This is a genomic window from Cellulosilyticum sp. WCF-2 (genome assembly GCF_003990395.1).
Classification (GTDB): Bacteria; Bacillota; Clostridia; order Lachnospirales; family Cellulosilyticaceae; genus Cellulosilyticum; species Cellulosilyticum lentocellum.
This window is the reverse complement of the sequence record NZ_CP034675.1, coordinates 4191701-4213518: the sequence shown is the minus strand read 5'-3', so window position 1 is coordinate 4213518 and position 21818 is coordinate 4191701. Positions and strand designations below refer to the sequence as shown.

21 protein-coding genes and 1 riboswitch are annotated in these 21818 nt (G+C 33.8%); of the genes, 15 read left to right on the top strand and 6 right to left on the bottom strand.

Annotation, left to right across the window (positions count from 1 at the left end):
- Positions 1–34 precede the first annotated feature (34 nt).
- Positions 35–211 (bottom strand): hypothetical protein, encoded by a 177-nt coding sequence (locus tag EKH84_RS19105; protein ID WP_013658209.1) that lies wholly within the window; start codon positions 209–211, stop codon positions 35–37.
- A gap of 223 nt (positions 212–434) precedes the next feature.
- Here EKH84_RS19105 and EKH84_RS19100 point away from each other — a divergent pair, with 223 nt between their 5' ends.
- The 3 genes from EKH84_RS19100 (at position 435) to EKH84_RS19090 (ending at position 2790) form a co-directional block, all read left to right on the top strand.
- Entirely contained in the window at positions 435–1115 is a 681-nt protein-coding gene (locus EKH84_RS19100; protein WP_190283401.1) for a YoaK family protein, read from the top strand.
- 98 nt (positions 1116–1213) lie between these two features.
- On the top strand, positions 1214–1870 hold the full coding sequence (locus tag EKH84_RS19095; protein WP_127067528.1) for a class I SAM-dependent methyltransferase: 657 nt from the start codon (positions 1214–1216) through the stop codon (positions 1868–1870).
- Between the two features lie 152 nt (positions 1871–2022).
- Positions 2023–2790 (top strand): prolipoprotein diacylglyceryl transferase, encoded by a 768-nt coding sequence (locus EKH84_RS19090; RefSeq protein WP_127067527.1) that lies wholly within the window; start codon positions 2023–2025, stop codon positions 2788–2790.
- Positions 2791–2917: 127 nt separating this feature from the next.
- Here the strand turns inward: EKH84_RS19090 and EKH84_RS19085 are convergent, their stop codons facing one another.
- A complete protein-coding gene (locus EKH84_RS19085) occupies positions 2918–3106 on the bottom strand; it encodes an ammonium transporter (protein ID WP_127067526.1) in 189 nt (62 codons plus the stop codon).
- 85 nt (positions 3107–3191) lie between these two features.
- Between EKH84_RS19085 and EKH84_RS19080 the strand changes: the two genes are divergently transcribed.
- From EKH84_RS19080 to EKH84_RS19050, 7 genes are all read left to right on the top strand, one after another.
- Positions 3192–5585, top strand: a complete 2394-nt coding sequence (locus EKH84_RS19080) for a GH36-type glycosyl hydrolase domain-containing protein (RefSeq protein ID WP_127067525.1) — start codon at positions 3192–3194, stop codon at positions 5583–5585.
- Between the two features lie 159 nt (positions 5586–5744).
- A complete protein-coding gene (locus tag EKH84_RS19075; RefSeq protein ID WP_127067524.1) occupies positions 5745–6605 on the top strand; it encodes an EamA family transporter in 861 nt (286 codons plus the stop codon).
- A gap of 85 nt (positions 6606–6690) precedes the next feature.
- Positions 6691–7515, top strand: a complete 825-nt coding sequence (nudC, locus tag EKH84_RS19070; RefSeq protein WP_127067523.1) for an NAD(+) diphosphatase — start codon at positions 6691–6693, stop codon at positions 7513–7515.
- 256 nt (positions 7516–7771) lie between these two features.
- The gene (locus tag EKH84_RS19065) at positions 7772–9043 is read left to right on the top strand and encodes a ComEC/Rec2 family competence protein (protein WP_127067522.1); all 1272 of its coding nucleotides are present in this window, start codon (positions 7772–7774) and stop codon (positions 9041–9043) included.
- 235 nt (positions 9044–9278) lie between these two features.
- Complete coding sequence (locus tag EKH84_RS19060; RefSeq protein WP_127067521.1) at positions 9279–9737, top strand: GNAT family N-acetyltransferase; 459 nt, start codon at positions 9279–9281, stop codon at positions 9735–9737.
- A gap of 48 nt (positions 9738–9785) precedes the next feature.
- Positions 9786–10286 (top strand): GNAT family N-acetyltransferase, encoded by a 501-nt coding sequence (locus EKH84_RS19055; protein ID WP_127067520.1) that lies wholly within the window; start codon positions 9786–9788, stop codon positions 10284–10286.
- A 117-nt stretch (positions 10287–10403) separates the two neighbouring features.
- A complete protein-coding gene (locus tag EKH84_RS19050; protein WP_127067519.1) occupies positions 10404–11231 on the top strand; it encodes a hypothetical protein in 828 nt (275 codons plus the stop codon).
- 159 nt (positions 11232–11390) lie between these two features.
- Here EKH84_RS19050 and EKH84_RS19045 read toward each other — a convergent pair whose 3' ends face one another.
- Both EKH84_RS19045 and EKH84_RS19040 read right to left on the bottom strand, forming a co-directional pair.
- A complete protein-coding gene (locus EKH84_RS19045) occupies positions 11391–11684 on the bottom strand; it encodes a hypothetical protein (RefSeq protein WP_127067518.1) in 294 nt (97 codons plus the stop codon).
- 256 nt (positions 11685–11940) lie between these two features.
- On the bottom strand, positions 11941–13131 hold the full coding sequence (locus EKH84_RS19040) for a coenzyme F420-0:L-glutamate ligase (RefSeq protein ID WP_127067517.1): 1191 nt from the start codon (positions 13129–13131) through the stop codon (positions 11941–11943).
- Between the two features lie 115 nt (positions 13132–13246).
- Here EKH84_RS19040 and EKH84_RS19035 point away from each other — a divergent pair, with 115 nt between their 5' ends.
- Complete coding sequence (locus EKH84_RS19035) at positions 13247–14137, top strand: LysR family transcriptional regulator (protein ID WP_127067516.1); 891 nt, start codon at positions 13247–13249, stop codon at positions 14135–14137.
- A gap of 205 nt (positions 14138–14342) precedes the next feature.
- Here the strand turns inward: EKH84_RS19035 and EKH84_RS19030 are convergent, their stop codons facing one another.
- Complete coding sequence (locus EKH84_RS19030) at positions 14343–14687, bottom strand: thiol-activated cytolysin C-terminal domain-containing protein (RefSeq protein ID WP_190283400.1); 345 nt, start codon at positions 14685–14687, stop codon at positions 14343–14345.
- Positions 14688–14913: 226 nt separating this feature from the next.
- Here EKH84_RS19030 and EKH84_RS19025 point away from each other — a divergent pair, with 226 nt between their 5' ends.
- From EKH84_RS19025 to EKH84_RS19010, 4 genes are all read left to right on the top strand, one after another.
- Complete coding sequence (locus EKH84_RS19025; protein WP_127067514.1) at positions 14914–16806, top strand: sensor histidine kinase; 1893 nt, start codon at positions 14914–14916, stop codon at positions 16804–16806.
- Positions 16784–17521 carry a LytR/AlgR family response regulator transcription factor gene (locus EKH84_RS19020; protein ID WP_127067513.1) on the top strand — a complete coding sequence of 246 codons (738 nt, stop codon included), beginning with the start codon at positions 16784–16786 and terminating at the stop codon, positions 17519–17521. The genes EKH84_RS19025 and EKH84_RS19020 overlap by 23 nt, the downstream gene beginning before the upstream one ends.
- Before the next feature lie 36 nt (positions 17522–17557).
- The gene (locus tag EKH84_RS19015) at positions 17558–18673 is read left to right on the top strand and encodes a hypothetical protein (protein WP_127067512.1); all 1116 of its coding nucleotides are present in this window, start codon (positions 17558–17560) and stop codon (positions 18671–18673) included.
- 171 nt (positions 18674–18844) lie between these two features.
- A complete protein-coding gene (locus tag EKH84_RS19010) occupies positions 18845–20005 on the top strand; it encodes an iron-containing alcohol dehydrogenase (RefSeq protein ID WP_127067511.1) in 1161 nt (386 codons plus the stop codon).
- A 79-nt stretch (positions 20006–20084) separates the two neighbouring features.
- Here the strand turns inward: EKH84_RS19010 and EKH84_RS19005 are convergent, their stop codons facing one another.
- Positions 20085–21440 (bottom strand): NCS2 family permease, encoded by a 1356-nt coding sequence (locus tag EKH84_RS19005; RefSeq protein WP_127067510.1) that lies wholly within the window; start codon positions 21438–21440, stop codon positions 20085–20087.
- A 261-nt stretch (positions 21441–21701) separates the two neighbouring features.
- Positions 21702–21803: riboswitch (purine riboswitch) on the top strand.
- The last annotated feature ends 15 nt before the right edge of the window (positions 21804–21818 follow it).

Sequence of the window (21818 nt, the reverse complement as noted above, 5' to 3'; positions counted from 1 at the left end):
AACTGACATGAGTTGTATAGCTCTTTTACGTCTACTATTTTGGTACAGAGTAGAAACATCTTTTTGGAGAGATAATACGTTCTTCAGCTTTAAGTTCTTTGATTGCTTTATCAAGGTCTTTTTTCTCAGCACCAAGAGCAGCTGCTATATCGCCAGGTCTCATAGCCTCTGAATTAGAAAGTAATTCAACAACTTTATCTTTTAATTCCATAGTCAATCACCTTTCTTTTATTACTAAAATGATATTAATAGCAATACTATAGCATAAGTTTAAATACTTATCAAATGATAATTATTCTTTTAAGTTTTTTAATAGTCTATTGTCGTTAAACGAAATAATCATGTGAGGATTCCAAATGGAAAAACATGATTAGGAATAAATAACTTTCAAATAGAAAACCCTATTTTAAACAATGAAAATAGAGGAAAAAGGAATGATAATAAAAGTTTCAAAAGAAGATAAGATGTCAGAATCTCTATTAATTGGTATGCTACTTGCCTTTGTGGGAGGATATTTAGATATTTACTCTTATTTGGCAAGAGGAAAGGTATTTGCCAATACACAAACAGGCAATTTAGTTTTACTAGGCTATAACATTGCACAAGGAGATATGAAAAAGGTTATTTATTACTTGCTCTCTATCTCAGCTTTTATAGTGGGGGTTTGGCTTGCTAAAATAATAGAGCACAAATTTAAGGGTGGAAAGTACTTTTATTGGCTTCACATGATATTAGTCATTGAAATAAGTACTTTATTTATGGTGATGCTTATTCCAGAAGGAGCCTTTAATGTACTAGCTAATATGATGCTATCCTTTGTTTGTGCTATGCAGGTACAAAGCTTTCGTAAGGTAAATGGTAAAGCTTACTCCACCGTTATGTTTACAGGTAATCTAAAGAATCTAGCAGAGCAGGCCTCTCATTACTATATAACCAAAGAAACCGAAGCGCTAGAAACTAGTCTTATTTATTTAAGCATTATAGTGATGTTTGTTATGGGAGGATGGTTGGGGGCACTGACAACTATAGAATATCATGTAAAAGCAGTTGGTCTTATTAATATTGTTTTAGCCATTGTTTTAATTCTCTTATACCAAGAAAAAAGGAAAATATAGCTCCTTATTTTACTTCATAAATAATAATAAGGTAGTCTTAAGAATAAGGTGGGTATAAGATGAGAGTATAAGTGTTAGGAGATTGAGGGTGAAATGAAGTGAGTTATGAAACGATGAGTGACTTTTTTACAGCCAGAGTAGAAGGATATGACGCACATATGCTAAAAAATGTTGGGGGATGTAAGGAAGGGTATAAAAAATTGGCAACCTTCATTCCTAGGAATACTGTCAAGCTTTTAGACTTAGGTTGCGGAACAGGTCTTGAGTTAGATGAGATTTTTAAAGTTTTACCTGGTGTAGAGGTGACAGGAATAGACTTAACAAAAGCTATGTTAGACAAGCTTAAGGAAAAACACCCTGATAAAGCATTGAAACTTATTCATGGCAGTTATTTTGAGTGTGATTTAGGAATAGAACAATATGATATAGCCATTTCTTTTCAGACCATGCACCACTTTTCTCATGAAGATAAAGTTCAGCTTTACACAAAAATTTATAAAAGTCTTAAGATGGGCGGGCAATATATTGAATGTGATTATATGGTGGAATTACAGGAAGAAGAGGATTACTGGTATAGCGCAAATGCTAAAGTAAGAGAAGAATTACATATTCCAGCAGGAGCATTTTATCATTATGATACGCCTTGTACTGTATCTAATCAAAAGAAACTCTTTCAATTGGCAGGATTCAGTCAGGTTAAAGAGGTATGGCGAAAAGAAAATACGACTATTGTAATAGGAAAAAAGCAAAAATAAAAATCTATTAATAAAGAACAAAGTTTTTAAGTAAGGAACCTAAGGTGCAAAGAAAATACTTTTCTGTTATAATGAATTCATATTATTACAATAGGGCAAATATGGATGAAAGTGTAAATAAACTAGTTTAGGATCAGGAGGAAACAGAAAAGATGCATAATGATATTTTATCAATAGGTAGCATTACTATTCATGGTTATGGGCTCATGATAGCAATAGGTTTTATGGTTGCATTATTAGTAGGTACATACAGGGCGAAAAAGAAGGGTTTAGATCCAGAGGTAGTCAGTAGCATTGCTATGTTAGCCATTGTATGTGGTTTTTTAGGAGCCAAATTATTATATGTCATAGTTGAATTTGATGATTTTCTTAAAAGTCCAATGGATGTTATTGGTTCAGAAGGCTTTGTTGTTTATGGTGGTATTATTGCAGGGGCGTTATCAGCCATTATTTATTGTCGTATAAAAAAAATCAGTTTTATGAGCTATTTTGATTTGATGATGCCATCTGTAGCGATTGCACAAGGTTTTGGAAGAATAGGATGCTTCTTAGCAGGCTGTTGCTATGGCATGGAAACGCAATCAATGCTAGGTGTGATATTCCCAGAAGGCAGTTTAGCACCAGCAGGTATAAAATTATTACCAACCCAATTATTTTCTTCAGCTGGGGACTTCCTTATTGCAGGAATTATGATTTGGTTTTCAAGTAAGTCAAGGTGTAAAGGAGATACAGGTGCACTTTACTTACTTCTTTACGGGATTGGTAGATTTGCTATAGAATTTTTAAGAAATGATGAAAGAGGTATTGTAGGGATGCTTTCTACCTCTCAATTTATTTCTATCTTCTTTGTGATAGGAGCGCTGATTTTATTTTTAATCAATCATCGAAATAATAAAATGAATACAACGCTAGATGCTTAAAAGTAAGATAAGTAGATGGATTTTATTTAGATAAAATAGAAATAATAAGTCACAGTATTTCTTTCATGTAAAGAGAAACTGTGGCTTATTATTTTAATATCATTTATTTAGAAGGATATGAAATGTCCTAGTGGATGGTATAAGCTGATATACCATGTTCCATGGCATCAAGGCCTTTAAACTCTTCATCTGTATCTACACGAAGCCCAATAGTTTCAGAAAACAAAAAAATACTTGTAGAAAAAGATACAGTTGGATTATTTGTTAGTTTACCCTTGATAGGAAAGAAAAGTGATAATAAAATAAAACAAATCAAGTAGTTTATTTTACTTAAAAATTAAGGTAATCAGATAGTATTTTAACTAGAAAAATTAAAAATTTATTATTGATGGAGGTTCATTATGAATTACGGTTTTTTTGATGAAAAAAACAGAGAATATGTTATTACTAATCCTAATACACCAGCACCATGGGCTAACTATTTAGGTTCTCCTGAATATGGTGCTATTATTTCTCACAATGCAGGGGGCTATAGCTTTGTAAAAAGCGGGGCTAATGGTCGTATTTTACGTTATGTGTTTAACCAAGAAGATAAACCAGGCCGTTATATTTATTTAAGAGATGATGAAACAAGTGATTATTGGTCAGCTTCTTGGCAACCTGTAGGTAAGAGTCTTGAGACCTATAAAAGTGAATGTCACCATGGAACAGCTTATACTAATATTAAAGCGGATTACTCAGGGATTCATTCAGAAGCCTTATACTATGTGCCACTTAACAAGACTTATGAAGTATGGCGCTTAAAAGTAACCAATACTAGCGACAGGCCTAGAAATCTTTCAGTATTTGGTTATGCAGAATTCACTAACGAAAACAACTATGAAAATGACCAGGTTAACTTACAATATACATTATTCATTACACGTACATACTTTAAGGGCAATAAAATTCTTCAAACGATTAATGAAAACTGTCACAAAGGCTGCAATGGTAGCAATCGTAAAGAACGTTTCTTAGGTTTAGTTGGCTCAGAAGTAGCTTCTTACAATGGTGATAAAGCCAGCTTTTTAGGACGTTACCGCAGCTATGGAAATCCTATTGCAGTAGAAAATGGAGCTTGTGATAATGTTCTTAACTACAATAGCAATGGTTGTGGTGCACTTCAAACGAAGATTACTTTAGCACCAGGAGAAACCAAAGAAATGGCCTTTGTACTTGGTCAGTATAATGATGAAGAATCAGCAGCTATTTTAGCAAGTTATGAAAATTTAAGTAAAGTAGACCAAGAGCTTGAAGAACTTAAAGCTTACTGGCATGGTAAACTTAGCAACCTTTATGTGCAAACACCAAGCAGTGAATTTAATAATATGATTAATACATGGAATGCTTATCAATGCTTTATTACCTTTATCTGGTCAAGAGCAGCATCTTTTATCTACTGTGGCCTAAGAAATGGTTATGGTTACCGTGATACCGTTCAAGATATTCAAGGGATCATTCATCTTGATCCAGAAATGGCTAAAGAAAAGATTATCTTTATGCTTTCAGCTCAAGTAGATAATGGTGGAGGTCTACCACTAGTTAAATTTGATCATAATGCAGGACATGAAGATACACCAGATGACCCTTCTTATGCTCAAGCAACAGGTCATCCTGCATACCGCGCTGATGATGCACTTTGGTTATTCCCAACCATTTTAAAATACATTGGTGAATCAGGAGATAAAGATTTTATTAATGAAGTGATTCCTTATGCTAATAAAGACGAAGGAACAGTTTATGATCACTTAAAGAGAGCGATTAACTTTTCAATGGAACGTCTTGGAGCACATCATATGCCAGCTGGTTTACATGCCGATTGGAATGACTGCTTAAGACTGGGTAAGAAAGGAGAATCTTCTTTCGTAGCTCTTCAACTTTACTATGCCATGAGTGTACTTCGTGACTTTGCATCAGACTTAAATGACACAGACTATATTGCTTACTTAGATGAAGTTCAAAAAGTATTAGGTGATACAATCCAAGAAAATTGTTGGGAGGATGACCGCTTTATCCGTGGATTTAAAGAAGATGGAGAAGTGATTGGCTCTAAGAAAGATCCAGAAGCAAGCATGTGGTTAAATCCTCAATCTTGGTCAGTTATCAGTGGTCTAGCAACAAAAGAACAAGCAGAGAAAGCTTTAGAATCAGTTTATAGGGAACTTAATACTAAGTATGGTGCACGTGTTATGGCACCATCTTATAAAGATCATGCCTTTGACGGTGCCCTTGCCTTACTTTTCAATGGTTCAACTAAAGAAAATGGTGGTATTTTCTCACAACCTCAAGGATGGATTATCCTAGCTGAAGCTTTAATGGGGCATGGCAATCGTGCTTTTGAGTACTTTATGGAAAGCTCACCAGCAGCTCAAAATGACAATGCAGATGTACGTATATTAGAACCATACGTACATGGTCAATTCACAGAAAGTGTTGAAAGTCCATTTGAAGGACGTTCACATGTACACTGGTTAACAGGTACAGCTTCTACTGTGATGGTAGGCTGTGTAGAAGGTATTCTAGGCCTTCGTCCTGACCTTGACGGTATTAAATTAGAACCAGCTATTCCAAGCGATTGGAAGACATTCACTATGGATAAAGTATTCCGTGGTAAGAAGTTACACATTACAGTTAATAATCCAAGTGGAGCTGAAGGTGGCTATAAAGCTTGTTACTTAAATGGAGATAAATTAGATAGCAATTATATTTTTGCAGCAGCGCTGAAAGATGAAAATGAAATTATTTTAGAGATGTAATAGAATGAAATACCACTCAAGTTATAAGCATGGATGACTTGGGTGGTATTTTTTGTTGAAAAGGTAATAGAGTATCTCATTTGGATACAAGCAGCTATTGACTAAAGTTGTATACTAATAACGTAAGTTAGAAGTATGATTTGAAGGGAGGAAGAGCAAATGTGGATGATTTTTGCATTTGGTTCAGCCTTGTTTGCAGGGCTTACAGCTATTTTAGCTAAGTGCGGCATTAAGCATACAGATTCTAATGTAGCTACAGCACTTAGAACAATAGTTGTTTTATTCTTTTCTTGGATGATGGTTTTTATAGCAGGAAAGCAAGGAGAATTAAGTGCCATTGAAAGTAAAACCTTGATTTTTTTAGTATTATCAGGAGTGGCAACAGGAGCCTCATGGCTTTGTTATTTTAAAGCCTTACAGGTAGGAGATGTTAATAAAGTAACGCCTATTGATAAGTCTAGTACCATATTAACCATGTTATTAGCTTTCATTTTATTAGGAGAGCCAATAACATTCATCAAGTTAGTAGCCATGTTTTTAATTGGTGGTGGGACGTATTTGATGATTCAAAAGCAGGAAGGGGTTACAAAGGAGTCAAAAGGGAAATCTTGGCTTGCCTTTGCCATTAGTTCGGCTATTTTTGCCAGTTTGACCTCTATCTTGGGTAAAGTAGGTATTGAAGGTATAGATTCTACACTAGGAACAGCTATACGTACCATTGTCGTTTTAGTGATGGCATGGCTTGTGGTATTTATTACAGGAAAGCAACATACCATTAGAAAAATTGATAAGCAAAGTTGGCTATTTATTATTTTATCAGGTTTTGCAACAGGAGCTTCGTGGCTTTGCTATTATAGAGCGCTCCAAACGGGTCCAGCCAGTGTTGTAGTACCTATTGATAAACTGAGTATTTTAGTAACCATTGGCTTTTCTTATGTTGTATTTCATGAAAGGCTTCATAAGAAATCAGCATTAGGACTTTTCTTTATTGTAATAGGAACTTTAGCTTTATTATTATAAGTAGGTAAAAGAAAGTAGCTAATAAACAACTGGGGGACAAAAGCAATAATAAACTAAAAGATTAACAAAGAAATGGGGCGATGAGATGATACAAGATTTAAGATCACATCACTTTCAAAATGAATATAGTTATAATGCACCAGTTCAAGGAGATATAACTTTTATATTTGCAGGAAGAGATGTACTTGTAAAAAAGCATGAAGGAGAAATAACTTTCCCAAAATATGAGGATTTAGCACATAAGGAAGTTAAATTCATTTACTTATTTACCATAGATGATGCGCAGTATTATTTAGCAGATATAAAAGGGCAACAAATCATAGAGGGCTATAGCTTTGAAAACATTAATTTATTACGAACGCTTAAGCCACAACATGTAGCCTTTGCAGCTGTCACAGCATATCATTTATTTAATTGGTATAGAACGAATCAATTTTGTGGTTGCTGTGGTAAACCTATGGTACATAGTGGAATGGAAAGAGCCCTATGCTGTAATGCCTGTGGCAATGTGGTTTATCCTAGAATTTCGCCAGCAGTTATTGTAGGTGTAACTGATGGCAATAAACTGCTTATGACTAAATATGCAGGGAGAGATTATAAAAAGTATGCCTTAGTAGCTGGTTTTTGTGAAATTGGTGAAGCGGCAGAAAAAACCATAGAGCGAGAAGTTATGGAGGAAGTAGGGCTTAAAGTAAAAAATATTCGCTACTATAAAAGTCAACCATGGGGGTTTGCAGGTGATTTGCTTTTAGGCTATTTTGCAGAAGTAGATGGTAGTAACGAAATTAAGCTAGACGAAGATGAATTATCAGAGGGGGTTTGGATGGAAAGGGAAGCTATTTCGCCAGAAGGTGATGGTATCACTCTTACTTCAGAAATGATTTTACACTTTAAGAATCACATGAAATAGTCAAGAACTACAGATTCTTATTTAATAGAAAATGATATACCAAAGAAAAGTGGCTTTAAAAGGAAAGCCACTTTTTTAGTGAGCAAAATATTTCCATGTCTAATTCTGATTAAGCAGAGAAGTAGTTCCATTAATTGACCTACAAGGGACTCAAGTGAATGAACCTCTTTACACCCAAGAAAAGTTAAAAAGGAGCAAATTGATAAAACGAGTAAAATGATGTAAAATGGGTGAATATGTAGAATGAGGAGGAAATATGAAGAAGGTAAAATTATATCATAACTTTATTAAGCGTAATGCTTTTTATCTCTTATTAAGCTTATCTCTTATAGGAATGACAGGTTGTAATACTAATCCGTCACAAAATCCATCAGTAGAAGTGGCAGGAGAGGTGGAACAAACCCCTACTCCAACCCCTACTCCACAAGAAGAAATGCAGGATGGTCCTGTAGCAACTGAGGTGCCTCAGGAGCAGATGCCACAGGAAAAAGTAACCGAAGCTGAGATTCATTTTATAGATACAGGGAATTCAGATGCTATTTTAATTATGGCAGAAAATCAGGCGATGCTTATTGATGGTGGGGACAATGATGATGAGCAGCTTGTTGTTAGCTATCTAAAAGATCAGGGCGTTACTGAACTAGAGTATGTCATAGCTACACACCCTCATGCAGATCATATTGGCGGCTTAGATGCAGTCATTGAGTCTTATAAAGTGAAGCAACTATTAGTAGCTAATGGTGATGCTGAGACCAAGACTTATCGAGACTTTATTAATGCAGCCATGGATAAAGGATTAAGTCCTAGTGTACCTTTAGAAGACAGTAAGTTTCCATTAGGTAATTCTTACTTTACAGTCATGAATACCAATGGTGGAGATGATACAAATAATCAATCCTTAGTCATTGAATATGTCAATGGCGAAGATAAAATGTTATTTATGGGTGATGCAGAGAAAGAAGTAGAAGAAGAGCTTTTACCAAAGCTTTCAAAGGTAGATTTATTAAAAGTAGGTCATCATGGTTCAAGTAGTAGTACAACGGAGGAGTTCTTAAAAAAAGTAAATCCAACTTATAGCGTCATCTTATGTAGTGCAGGTAATAAATATGGTCATCCACATAGAGAAACGATGATAAACTTACAAGGTACAGAGGTACATAGAAGCGATGAATGCGGTACCATTGTTTTTAAATCAACAGGAAAAGGCTTAGTAACCGATTGTAAAATAGGAAGCTACACATCAGGAAGTGATACTAAAGCAAGTACTTCACAAAGTGATACCTCAAACAATACCTCAAGTAATACTACTTCAAGTAATACTACCTCAGAAAATGATAATTCAGATAGTACTACTGCTTCAAATAATATAAATCAAAGTACAGGAAATACAGAGGTTGTTTATTGGACACCAAAAGGAAAAAGTTATCATACAACGAAAGATTGTTCTGCATTAGTTAATAGCAAAACTATCTTAAGTGGAACCATAAGTGAAAGCGGTAAATATGATCCTTGCGATAGGTGTCATTAATAGAATAAAAAGATAATGTATAAAACTGATTTAGGAAGCTATGATGATTCTTAAGTCAGTTTTTTATTTGTTGCCACTCTGTTGTTCCAAATATTCAGCCTAATATTTACTTATTGTGTCAGCTATATTAAGATTAGCTTAAGTGAATGTTAGTTTTGGGATATTTAAATTAAAAGACTTAAGATATATTGGAAATATGGTCATAGAGATAAAGTAATTTAAAAGAGGTGGTCATATGAATAATAGTATTTGTAGAAGCGCATTAGATAGTGAATATAAGATATTAGATCAATTAGCATATGGATCAGAGGCATATTGGCAATATAATCAATCTTACATGGATATATTTAAAGAAAAATACAATATAACAGCAGAGTCGATTAAGCAATATGAAGTACGAGTATTAGAGGTGGAAGGTGAAATTACAGGCTTTTGGGGAGCTAAACGATATAGAGAAAAACTTGAGTTAGAGTATTTTTATATAGAAGTAGGGCATATCGGTAAAGGCAATGGTAAACTTCTGTGGAAGGATTTATTAAGTTGGTGTAAGGCACAAGGCATTTTAGAAATGGAGTTTGTAACAAGTGAGCAAGTGATACCTTTCTATGAAAAACAAGGAGCAAAAGTTATAGGAAGGGTAAGCTCGGAGATAGATGGAAGAGCTATTCCTTTATTAAGATACAAGCTGGAATAGAGAGTGTGATTGATAAGTAGATTACATATAAAAGAGGGGGATAATAAGATGTTAAGACTAAGACCATTTAAAATGAGAGATGCAGCTTATTTAGTGAACTGGCTAAAAGATGAAAGAAGTTTCAAAATGTGGAGTGCAGATAAGTTCGACTATCCTTTGTCAGTAGAGCAACTAAAAAATTATAAAGAGATGTATGAAGAGGATGAATTCGGCTGGATTTTTGTAGCTTTAGATGATAAGGGAATACCAGTAGGACACTTTTTGATGAGGATGGCAGACTATGAGAAAAATAGTGTACATCTTGGCTTTATTATAGTGGATCCTAATATTAGAGGAAAAGGCTATGGCGTAGAGATGGTAAGCTTAGGGGTGAAATATGCTTTTGAAATACTCAAAGTAAAGAGAGTGACTTTAGGCGTATTTGATGTAAATCCAGTGGCAGAGGCCTGCTACAAAAAAGTTGGATTTGTTACAGAAACTTATCACAAAGATATTTTTACTTATGGTGATGAAAAGTGGGGAATATTTAATATGGCTATTTGTCGATGATTTAATTTGGTTATTTGAGCGTCATTGAGAGAGGTGGATTATCATCATAAATGCTCGGACAAATTTTGATTGAGTTACAATAAGCAACAACAATCTATTACAAAAGGGGATGAGGTAATGAAGAAGGTACGAAGGGGAGCACTTATTTTGGGCATCATTTTGTTAAGTGTTATACTAGCTATTATAGGTCATGCAATTTTACCAGCAGATTTGAACTCGGTAGAACTAAATAGTATATTAGTAAAGAAATTTGGTTTCCCAGTGGTGGCTTGCTTATATTTTCTTGTGCTTTATTGCCACTGTAGTATGAGTGTTTTTCGTTATGGAAAAGAAGCAAGCTTAAATAAATGGCAGATTGGTGTGCGTTTTGGTCTTGCTTTTGGACTTTTATATCAAGTAGGAATGCTGGAAATTACTCCAGATTTAACTTCTTTTACCCTGGAATTTGTAAAGCACCAATTTTTAATAGGATTAGGAGATTTCTTACCAGTACTCATACTTTGTGTATTACTAAGCTTATTATTGGAGCGGAAAGAAAATAATAAAAAATGTTTACTACCCCTAGAAAAGAAAACAGTAACAGTAATCGTGATTGCACAAGCCTTCTTTTTAGAACGTATTGTAGGTTATGAAATAGGAATAGTGGCTAGTGCATATGAAGCATGTAAGTGGCCTTGTGTTTTTTGGAATTTGGTCATGGGTTTAACCTTTGGGGTTAGTTATGTTTTATTATTACCTATCTTTCAGCAGTATAAAAATAAAGCCATTCATCTAATGGGAGTAACAATAGGATTAAACTGGCTATGGTTTAATGGGTTTATAGTACTAGTAATAGAAGGGACTTTAGGTGTTATGCTTATAAGGGGACTATTAGATGTAGGAGTCTTAGTATTAGTAACCTTTTTACTAGAAAAAGGTTACTTAAGAGATGAGTTGGAGCTATAGTTTTAGAAAAATAATTAGTAGCAAGTGATTGATAACATGGGATATTCTTATATTTAAAGTTGTCAGAAAAACGGGATCTTTATTAAGCTAATAAGTAGCTTCCCCAATAAATAAGTCGGAGACCGGTAATAAATGGATCTCTGACTTATTTATTTTGTTTTATAGTTCAAGTGCTTCTACTAATTCAGACTTAAGAATGCCTAGAATATTGCTACGATGAAGAGCATTTTCTGGACAATGATCAATAGCATAAGTGCCTATCAATCTTGTATTTTTCCTGGATGAAGGATAATTACCTTCAAAAGAACATTTAAAAAGCTGATAAGCAGGCTGTTGACTTCCAGGAGCTAGACAATCTGGCTTAATAACGAGTATCTTACCAGTAAAATTAATATAGTGAGTACAGGGAATACAGTCGTCCATGGTATAAAAGCTTGTTTTTACATTTTCCATTTTCATAATATCACCGTACTTATAAAGCTGCTTAATATATGTTTATGCAATAAGTTAAAAAATATTAGATGTATAATTGATAAATCCCCTTTCTTAGATGATGGAGATGAGTAAAAAGTATGTATTTATTCAAGAACTCTAGGTAGGACTATAATAAAGATAAGAATGTTATATAATGTTGAGACGGGCATTTAGCTATAGTTAAAGTATATAATACCCCCTAGAATAATGAGATAGCATTCTAGAGGGTAATTTATTATTTTGTATAGTTATCGAAGTAACCTTGAATGAAGATGATAGGAGTACCTTTATCACCACTTCCACTAGTTAAGTCTGAAAGTGAACCGATAAGGTCTGTTAATCTTCTAGGAGTAGTACCTTGAGCTGCCATGCTGCCTACAAGATTAGCTTCTTTATTACGAATATAATCAGAAATAGCTTCTTTAAGGGCATCACCGCTTAAATTAGCGAAGTCATTATCAGCTAAGTATTTAAGCTTAACTTCATTAGGCTGACCATCAAGTCCTTTTGTATAAGCAGGAGAAACAACTGGATCTGCTAATTCCCATATTTTACCTACAGGATCTTTGAAAGCCCCATCGCCATAAACCATAACTTCTACTATTTTACCAGTTTTTTCTTTAAGTATAGTTTGTATACGGTCTACTACACTTTGGCAGTCACGGGGGAAAAGCTTTACAGTTTCTTCTGTAGCTTTATTAGAACCAAGAAGACCATAAGCTTCGTTATAGCCACTTCCGTCCATAGATGTACATAGAATATCATCTAAGCCATAAATCGTTTCTGCTCCATTAGCTTTTAAAATACGTTTAGTACGAACTCTTGTATGGATATCACAGGTAAGCACATGCTTAGTATAATCTAAAATGGTTTTGGGTTGATTAGAGAAAATAACTTCACATTCGGCACCACAAGATTCTACTAAGCTTTTATAGTAATCTATGTAATCAACACCTGTAAATGTATGTTTGTTATAACCAAATAAGTCACGGAATTCTTTTTCTGTTAATACATCTGTCCAAGGATTGATTCCTTTTTCATCTAAAAGATCTAGGTCTACAAGGTGATTGCCTACTTCATCAGAAGGATAGCTGAGCATAAGAACAACCTTTTTAGCGCCCTTTGCAATACCACGAAGACAAATGGCAAAACGATTACGACTAAGAATAGGGAAGATGACACCAATTGTATGATCACCAAATTTGTTAGCAACATCCTTTGCAATGGCATCAACAGAAGCATAGTTTCCTTGAGCACGAGCCACAACTGCTTCTGTAACGGTTACGATATCTTGATCTTCAATACTAAAACCTTCAGCTTCAGAAGCTACTAACACACTATTTACGACGATATCTGCAATATTGTCACCTTCACGAATAATGGGTGCACGAAGCCCTCTAACAACAGTTCCTACCATTCTTTCCATTTCAAAATCTCTCCTTAAGTCTGTATTTTTAAAAAACTCATCTCTTGTACTATACACCATAACCATGATATAAGTAAAATAAATAGTAATGATAAAAGATATAAGGAGAAGTTATATGTCAGTACCATTAGGTTTATATAAGATATTTATAGAAGTAGCTAAGTGTCAAAGTTTCTCTAAGGCCTCCAAGAATTTGTATATTACGCAACCAGCAGTAAGTCAAGCTATTATGCAATTAGAGGAGCAGCTAAAGGCTAGAGTTTTTACTAGAACGGCTAAGGGGGTAATATTAACGAGAGAGGGAGAGTTGCTTTATGAATATGCCAGTTCGGCCATTAAGTTAATAGAGGCAGGGGAGAAGAAGCTATTAGAAACTCAAAATCTTTTAACTGGTGAATTGCAGATTGGCGTAGGAGATACCATATCTAGATATTATCTTTTACCTTATTTAGAAAGTTTTCATAAGAAATATCCTTCTATAAAACTTAAAATCATTAATCGTACAACAACCAAGCTATGTAATAAAATCAAGGCAGGAACCATTGACCTAGCCATATGTAACTTGCCTATTGAAGATAGTCAGATTGAAGTGAGAAATTGCATGGAAGTACACGATATTTTTGTAGGTGGTAAGAGCTATAAGCAGCATTCTAAAGTGCCACTTAGCTTTGAAGAATTAAATGACTTGCCACTCATTGTATTAGATCAGAACTCTGTTTCTAGAAGGTATGTAGAGCAGTTTATGCTTAGGAAAGGCGTAAAAATGAGACCGGATATTGAATTAGGTGCTCACGATTTACTTCTAGAATTCGCCAAGATTGAATTAGGCATTTCATGCGTGATTAAGGAGTTTTCAGAAGAATACCTAGAGAAGAAAGAATTATATCATTTAAAATTACAAGAGGAAATTCCATCTAGGTATATAGGCGCTTGCTATTTGAAAAGTGTACCGCTATCTTCGGCAGCAATGACATTTATAGAAGGTTTACAACTTCCTATAAAATAGAAAGAGATATTTATTTCGTAAATCGATATAGGTATAGCTGAAATAAAGCAGGATATTATATTTATGCACTCGTCAAAGAAATATTAGAAGAAAATAGAAAAGGAAGTTCAAAAAGCCAATCTAAAAAGACGTAAGACTTTTATAGATTGGCTTTTTGAAGTTATAAATATAAGTAACTTATTTCACTTGATTAAACACATATGAATTATTCTTCGTGCCAAGAAGGGTTTAAAGTGGTACCACTAACAACATATTTTTTATCAACGGGTTCGGCAAAGGTTTGTGAGAAGATAGTAGACCAAGAAGCAATAAACCAAGCTTCTAATACAACAAGATGAATATCAGTTGCACCTACGGGGACATCAATATGTTTATTAACACCAGCTGTAAAACCATCTGTAGTAGTTGAGATTTCTTGACCATTAAGCTTGTAGCTTACAGTAAATTTAGCAACATAGCCCCCAGTGTTTCTAACAATGATAGTCCCACCTTTTTGATTATTCATTAGAAGCCCTACAGTTTGTAAATTTTGTTGTTCTGTTTGATTCATTATTTTCAACTCCTTTAAGATTGATTTGATATAGTTAGCATAATAGAAAAAGGAAGATGATAGGTAGATTTTCCTTAAGGAGAAAAAATAGGGGCTGTAGGAAAGAATTATTGACATGAGTGGTGAAAATTAATGACAGGTAAGGATGAGAAGACTATTTTCGACAAAAAAATCATTTGTTTTAATATATAATATTTAAAAAATGGAAAGTAGGCTTTATTAACTAATGAAAAGATTTTCTGAAAAACATAGAAATAGTAGTAAGTTATTTTTCTTGTTAGTCATTATAACACTATTAACAGTAATGATAATTTGTTTATCTTATACTGGTATAACTGTTGAGAAAAGAGAAGCTACTAGGGGGTATATGGATTTAGGATCCGAGAATTTTTCAGAAAAGGTTGTGAAGCTAGATGGAGAATGGGAGATTTATCCTGATCTATTAAAGAATGAGGATTTTAGAGCTGATGATTATATACAAGTCCCTGGTAGTTGGGGAAAAACAGAAATAAAGAAGGAAGCCATTAAAAAACAGACGTTTCTAACCTATAGATTAAAGTTGAAACTACCTAAGCCAGAACAGTATTGTTTAAAACTTCAATTTGTATCTAGCGCCTATCGTGTATTTATTAATGGTGAGCAAGTTTGTGAAAATGGTAAGGTAGGGGTTTCAAAAGAAGAAGAGAGGGCAAGCTGGAAAAATAGGCTGATTCCATTTTTTAGTGAAGAAAAAGAAGTGGAATTGATTATTCAGGTTTCTAATTATCACTGTACTAATGGTGGGATGATGAGGAGTATTTTGCTATCCACACAAAGTACTTTATATGATTATGAAACGTTAAATGTGATTAAGAGTGCTCTTTTTATAGGAATGTTTATTGGTATAGGGTTTTATCTAACTTTATTAAATCAGTCAATGCATAATCGGTATAATTACACCTATTTAGGTATGTTTTGTATGGCATCTATGTTATTAGGCACCATTATTGATGGAGGGATCCTATTTTACATATTTCCAAAGCTACCATTAGGTATGGCCATAAAGATAGAATATTTAGCTTATATGGTACAAGTTATAGCGATGCAGCAATTTATTTGGAATATGTATCCGAACCTATACCACAAACAATTTTATAGAATCATAAGAGCCATAAATCTCATTTATGTAGGGCTTATCCTAGTAACCTCTAATCTAACCGTTGTATATAGTAAACCTGTATATATATCAGTCTTGTTAGTTAATTTTATATGTTACTTAATCTTAATTATAAAAGCCATTATAGTCAAAAGAAAGTATGCTTATACACTACTAATAGGTTCTTGTATGATGTACTTAGGATGTATCATTGAGATTTTAAATAGTCAGTTCTATTTTAAAGAGCCCATCTTTAATAATAATTTCTATATATTAGGAGTGCTTATTTTTTTAATCTGTCAATCTTATGTATTAGCTAGTACCGTTGATGAAGCATTTATTCAGTCTAAGCATGCAAAAGATATGGAGATTGCTTTTTTACAGGCTCAAATTTCACCACATTTCTTTTTTAATATATTAAACAACGTCTATTACTTAATACATATTAATGCTGAACAAGCAAAAAAATTACTGTATAGTTTTTGTCAATTTTTAAGAGTAAAGTACAAATTTGATTATAGAAAAGCCGTTTTTTATTCCTTGAAAGAAGAGTTAGAACTAGTGGAAGCCTATGTGAATCTAGAAAAAAATAGATTAAATGGTTTATTAGAATTGACCATAGAAGTAGATGAGATGTTACTACAAACATCCGTTTTACCCTTGATTATACAGCCATTAGTAGAAAATGCTATTAAGCATGGTTTTAAATCTACATTAATGCATATTCACATTACAATAGAAAAAAAAGATAAAGAAATTCATTTTAAAATCAAAGATAATGGGAAGGGTATGAGTCAAGACCGTATGATACAAGTGATAAGAGGAGAAGAGCTAGATGCGGGTATTGGACTCAAAAATGTAAATTATCGACTATCTAAGTGCTATCATACGCAGTTAATTATAAATAGTAGATTAGAAGAAGGAACAGAGGTAGCATTTAATCTGCCATTGGAGGTGCAAGATGAAAGTGGTTATTGTAGATGATGAGATCAATGCAACAGACTATTTAGTATATCAGTTACAAGTATATCAAGAGATAGAGATCGAGGCTGTATTTAACGATGCTTGTAAGGCTTTAGCCTATTTACTAAAAAATCCTTGTGATGTACTTTTTTTAGATATTGATATGCCTAATATAAGTGGCATCTATATTGCTGAACAAATAACAGGACTTTATTCAGATATTAAGGTTTGTTTTGTAACAGCTTATAATGAATTTGCTGTAAAAGCTTTTGAACTAAGTGCCATAGATTACATTTTAAAACCATATACTAAAGAAAGACTAGAATTATCACTAGATAGGCTTAAAAAGTATACGGGAGAGGTAAATCAGTCCCTTAATCAGTTAAGTGATGAATACCATTATGACTTAGAAATGATTTGTGGATATGATGAGGAAAATATTATTCTTATTAATTATCATGAGATTTTTTACATAGAGGCCTTACAAGGTAGTTTGTTTATTCATACAAAAGATAAAATTTATAAGGGTAATAAGACCTTGAACTTTTATGAAGAAAAACTGAATAAACGAGCTTTCTTTAGAACACATAAATGTTATCTAGCTAATTTATCCAAGGTTGACCGTTTTAAGCCGCGTATTAATTATACCTATGATATGTACTTTAAAGAAATCAAGGACGTTATTCCTATAAGCCGTAATAAGGTAAAGGAAATGAAGCTTTTCTTTAATCAGTAAGAATAAGGGGTTTTAAAGAAAAAGGAGGAGAAAGAAATGCAGGTAGAACAAAGTGTAAAAATGGAGCAATTAAGACCAGGTGATATTTTATTATTTTCAGCCATTGAAACAGATTGGGAGTCTTCGTTAATAGCGCTGATTACTAACTCACCAGTGAGCCATACTTCTATTAGTTATTATACTAACGGATATATAGTAGAAGAAAATATGCCTCATACGCAAGTAGTGGACATCAGGAACTCGGAAAGCAGGAAAGTTAGAACTACTTATATTATGCGCATGGATACTACAGCAAAAAGTCTAGTTAAAGTTGTAGATATAGCAGATCGTTATGCACAGGTAGAATTAGCTTATCCTATGAGTGCACTACCTTGTGTAGCTATCTATTTAGTGATTAAAGACTTAACCTATTCTTTAAAAGCACAAGGCATTATCACAAAAATTGTTAAGTTAGCCATGGGCGCTTTGATTGCCTTTTTAAATCAAAAAGATGGTAAGGCAAATTTTCCTATGCACTGCTCACAATTTGCTTACCATTGCTATTTGCAAGCTAGTAAAGAAGCAGCATTAGAAGCAACTATTGCAGCCGAAGCAGCAGGAAAGTCAAAAGAAGAAATGATAGAAGTCGGGAAAGAAGCAGCTAAAGAATTTAAGATTGTATTAAAAGATGAAGGAAAAGAAAATCTTTTAAAAGCAGTAGCAACTTATATAGATAATCATTATGATCAGTTAGAAAAGCAATTAGTAGCTGGTGCAAATCATACTTTACAGGCAGAGCAAGAACGGATAGAAGAAAAAGAAGTACTTTATGAAATGCTTTATCATGAAATAAAAGAGGTTAAAGCAGTAAGTTGTAGCAGCAATCAGAACGCTGAATTAACAGAAGAACTAGTCATTACGATTTATCAGTTTTGTCACTTGTTAAATGAAGTATATGGTGAGAGAATTGGCGCCATTCAAGAAGGGATAATAGGAGGAGAAAACAGTGAGAAAGCACTAGAGAATGAAGTGGAAATTGCTACTGACAAAGTCAAAGTGCTTCGTACTATAAACAAGATTATAGAAATGGGAGAATATTTTATTGCACCTGGTGATTTGCTAAGTCATACTGAGAACTTAAAGTGTATAGGGGTATTGGATTATAATTCATAAAAAGCATAGTTGCATATAATCTAGATTGAGTTGAGGCTAGATAAGGCACATAGAGGTAAGAATAAGGAGAATGTACTTTGAAAGCAAACGAATAGGTGCTAAAATGATATAATAGTATAAGCAAAAAAACAAAAGCAAAGACACAAAATAAAAAGCACTAGGAGGTATCACATGGATAATTTTATTTTTAATGCGTATACAAAGATTTACTTTGGAAAAGGTATGATTAAAAATTTACCAGAAGCAATAGAAGTACATGGGAAAAATGTACTATTGGTATATGGCGGCGGAAGCATTAAAAGAAATGGGATTTATGATGAAGTGAAAACACTTCTTTCAGAATGCAAGATAATAGAGTTATCAGGTGTCGACCCTAATCCAAGAATTGAAACGGTTAGGGAGGGCGTGAGGCTTTGTAAAGAGCATCAAATAGATGTGATCTTAGCAGCAGGTGGAGGTAGTGTTATTGACTGTGCTAAGGTTATTGGTGCAGGTTACTATTATGATGGCGATGCTTGGGATTTAGTGGTAGAACCAAACAAGATTACAGAGGTTCTTCCTATCGTAACCATTTTAACCTTAGCAGCAACAGGCTCAGAAATGAACAAGAATGCAGTTATCTCTAATATGACTATTAATGAAAAGCTAGGAACTGGTTCAATGAATATGATTCCTCAGGCTTCTATACTGGATCCAGAGTATCTGTATACATTACCTGCTATTCAAACAGCAGCAGGGACAGCCGATATTATGTCTCATATTTTTGAGAACTATTTTAAGAAAGAGGAAGATACCTTTATTCAAAATAAATTAGCAGAGGGCTTACTTGAAACTTGTATCAAATACTGTCCTATTGCTTTAAAAGAACCAGAAAATTACGAAGCAAGAGCTAACTTAATGTGGGCAAGTACCTTAGCGCTTAATGGGTTAGTAGGCGCAGGCAAACCAGGAAGTTGGACTTGTCATCCTATCGAACATGAATTAAGTGCTTTCTATGATATTACACATGGCATAGGTTTAGCTATTGTAACACCAAGATGGATGAGACATATTTTAAATGAACAAACAGTAGGTAAGTTTGTAGCTTATGCGAAAAACGTATGGCATTTACCAGAGATGACAGATCCATTTGCTTACGCTAATGCAGCTATTGATGCAACTGAAGAATTCTTTAAAAACTGTGGTATTCCAATGACCTTTAGTGAAATAGGTATTAATGAAGAGCACTTTGAAGTCATGGCAGAAAAAGCAGTTAGAATTGGTGGTCTAGGAGAAGCTTATGTACCACTTACAAAAGAAGATGTAATCAGTATTTTAAACATGTGTTTGTAAAATATTTTAAAAAGGCTATCTAAAGATCTGAGGATCTCTAGATAGCCTTTTTGCTTTGTCTTTGATAACCCTTTATTTCTTAGATAAGAGCTAAAAGGATAAAGTTCAAGATAAAGAGAACTGCAGCTACAGCAAGGATTGGATGAATTTCCTTTGCTTTCTTTTTGCAGATTTTAACGATGCAATAGAAAATAAAGGCAGTACCAATACCATAAGAAATGTTATAGCTTAATGCCATGAAAAGACCTGCAAAGAAAGCAGGAATAGCTTCATCGAAGTCAGCCCATTTAATTTCAGCAAAAGATGAAAGCATCATCATACCAACGATAACTAAAGCAGGTGCAGTTGCAGCAGAAGGAACAGCACTTACAAAAGTTGAAAGGAAGGCACTAGCAGCAAAGCAAAGTGCTACAACAACACTTGTAAGACCTGTACGTCCACCAGCACCGATACCAGCAGCACTTTCTACATAAGTAGTCGTGTTAGAAGTACCGAAAAGAGCACCAATAGAAGTAGCAGTAGCGTCAGCAAATAAAGCTTTATCCATTTTAGATTTGAAGCCACTATTAGTTTCCATTGATTTTTCATCCTCTTCACTAAAGATACCAGTGCGACGACCAGTACCAATGAAAGTACCAATTGTATCGAAAGTATCAGATAAACTAAATGAGAAGATTGTAATAAGTACTAATGGAATTTTAGAGACATCTGAGAATAAAGAACCCAGACCTTCAGCAGTGAAAATAGCTAAGAAAGTACTAGGTAAAGCTTTGCAAGCCTCTGAAAAGCTGATAGTATCAGCAGTTGTAGTAAGTCCCATAGGAATACCAATAATAGTAGTTGCTACAATACCGATTAAGATAGCACCTTTTACATGAAGTACTTGTAAAACAACGATTAATACAAGACCGATAATAAATAACCAGAAGACAGGTTGATTTAAAGTTGATAAAGCAGGAACACCAGCTTCAAAGTTAATAATACCTACATTAAGAAGACCAATGTAAGCGATAAATACACCAATACCTCCACCAATAGCATTTTGTAAGCTGTGTGGAATTGATTTAATGATGTATTTACGAATCTTTGTAACAGTAATAAGGATGTTGAGGATACCGCAGATAAATACCATTGATAAAGCTTGTTGCCAAGTAAATCCTAAGGTGAAGCATACGGTATATACAAAGAATGCATTAAGACCCATACCTGGAGCTTGAGCATAAGGAACGTTAGCTACTAAGCCCATAACTAAGGTTCCAATGATAGAAGCAATAATGGTCGCAAGGAAAACTGCACCCCATTCCATACCAGCTTGGCTTAAAATACCTGGATTGACAATGATGATATAAGCCATTGCAAAGAAGGTAGTAAGACCAGCAATTACTTCTGTACCGACTGTAGTGCCGTTTTCTTTAAGCTTGAAAAACTTTTCCATAACTATTTTCCTTTCGATATTATGTAGATTAATATTTTGACTTTATGAAAAAATTATAAAGAACAAAACATAAATGAATTGTACTAATTATTAGAGAAATTATCAATATGTAAAATGAAATTTTATATCTAAATTTGTAGGAGGTTAGTTAGAAGCTTTACTAGAAAGCCCTTTAAAGTTCAGTAAAAAACAAATGACAACTTTTATTAGAAAGAAAAAAATGATAGACAAAGCTATTGTTTTATATTATGATAGTTAACATAATTTTAAAAAGCAGAGCATCGTATAAAGTTGAAGATATGGTTCAACAGTTTCTACCAAATCACCTTAAAGGATTTGACTACGATATGAATCTTATATTTTACATATCTACAAGGG

Coding starts and splice junctions, on each gene's coding strand:
- EKH84_RS19100 (WP_190283401.1), top strand. CDS start 435: ATGATAATAAAAGTTTCAAAAGAAGATAAGATGTCAGAATCTCTATTA.
- nudC (WP_127067523.1), top strand. CDS start 6,691: ATGATACAAGATTTAAGATCACATCACTTTCAAAATGAATATAGTTAT.
- EKH84_RS19020 (WP_127067513.1), top strand. CDS start 16,784: ATGAAAGTGGTTATTGTAGATGATGAGATCAATGCAACAGACTATTTA.
- EKH84_RS19025 (WP_127067514.1), top strand. CDS start 14,914: ATGAAAAGATTTTCTGAAAAACATAGAAATAGTAGTAAGTTATTTTTC.
- EKH84_RS19005 (WP_127067510.1), bottom strand. CDS start 21,440: ATGGAAAAGTTTTTCAAGCTTAAAGAAAACGGCACTACAGTCGGTACA.
- EKH84_RS19030 (WP_190283400.1), bottom strand. CDS start 14,687: ATGAATCAAACAGAACAACAAAATTTACAAACTGTAGGGCTTCTAATG.
- EKH84_RS19075 (WP_127067524.1), top strand. CDS start 5,745: ATGTGGATGATTTTTGCATTTGGTTCAGCCTTGTTTGCAGGGCTTACA.
- EKH84_RS19010 (WP_127067511.1), top strand. CDS start 18,845: ATGGATAATTTTATTTTTAATGCGTATACAAAGATTTACTTTGGAAAA.
- EKH84_RS19105 (WP_013658209.1), bottom strand. CDS start 211: ATGGAATTAAAAGATAAAGTTGTTGAATTACTTTCTAATTCAGAGGCT.
- EKH84_RS19045 (WP_127067518.1), bottom strand. CDS start 11,684: ATGGAAAATGTAAAAACAAGCTTTTATACCATGGACGACTGTATTCCC.
- EKH84_RS19050 (WP_127067519.1), top strand. CDS start 10,404: ATGAAGAAGGTACGAAGGGGAGCACTTATTTTGGGCATCATTTTGTTA.
- EKH84_RS19015 (WP_127067512.1), top strand. CDS start 17,558: ATGCAGGTAGAACAAAGTGTAAAAATGGAGCAATTAAGACCAGGTGAT.
- EKH84_RS19040 (WP_127067517.1), bottom strand. CDS start 13,131: ATGGAAAGAATGGTAGGAACTGTTGTTAGAGGGCTTCGTGCACCCATT.
- EKH84_RS19060 (WP_127067521.1), top strand. CDS start 9,279: ATGAATAATAGTATTTGTAGAAGCGCATTAGATAGTGAATATAAGATA.
- EKH84_RS19055 (WP_127067520.1), top strand. CDS start 9,786: ATGTTAAGACTAAGACCATTTAAAATGAGAGATGCAGCTTATTTAGTG.
- EKH84_RS19090 (WP_127067527.1), top strand. CDS start 2,023: ATGCATAATGATATTTTATCAATAGGTAGCATTACTATTCATGGTTAT.
- EKH84_RS19065 (WP_127067522.1), top strand. CDS start 7,772: ATGAAGAAGGTAAAATTATATCATAACTTTATTAAGCGTAATGCTTTT.
- EKH84_RS19080 (WP_127067525.1), top strand. CDS start 3,192: ATGAATTACGGTTTTTTTGATGAAAAAAACAGAGAATATGTTATTACT.
- EKH84_RS19035 (WP_127067516.1), top strand. CDS start 13,247: ATGTCAGTACCATTAGGTTTATATAAGATATTTATAGAAGTAGCTAAG.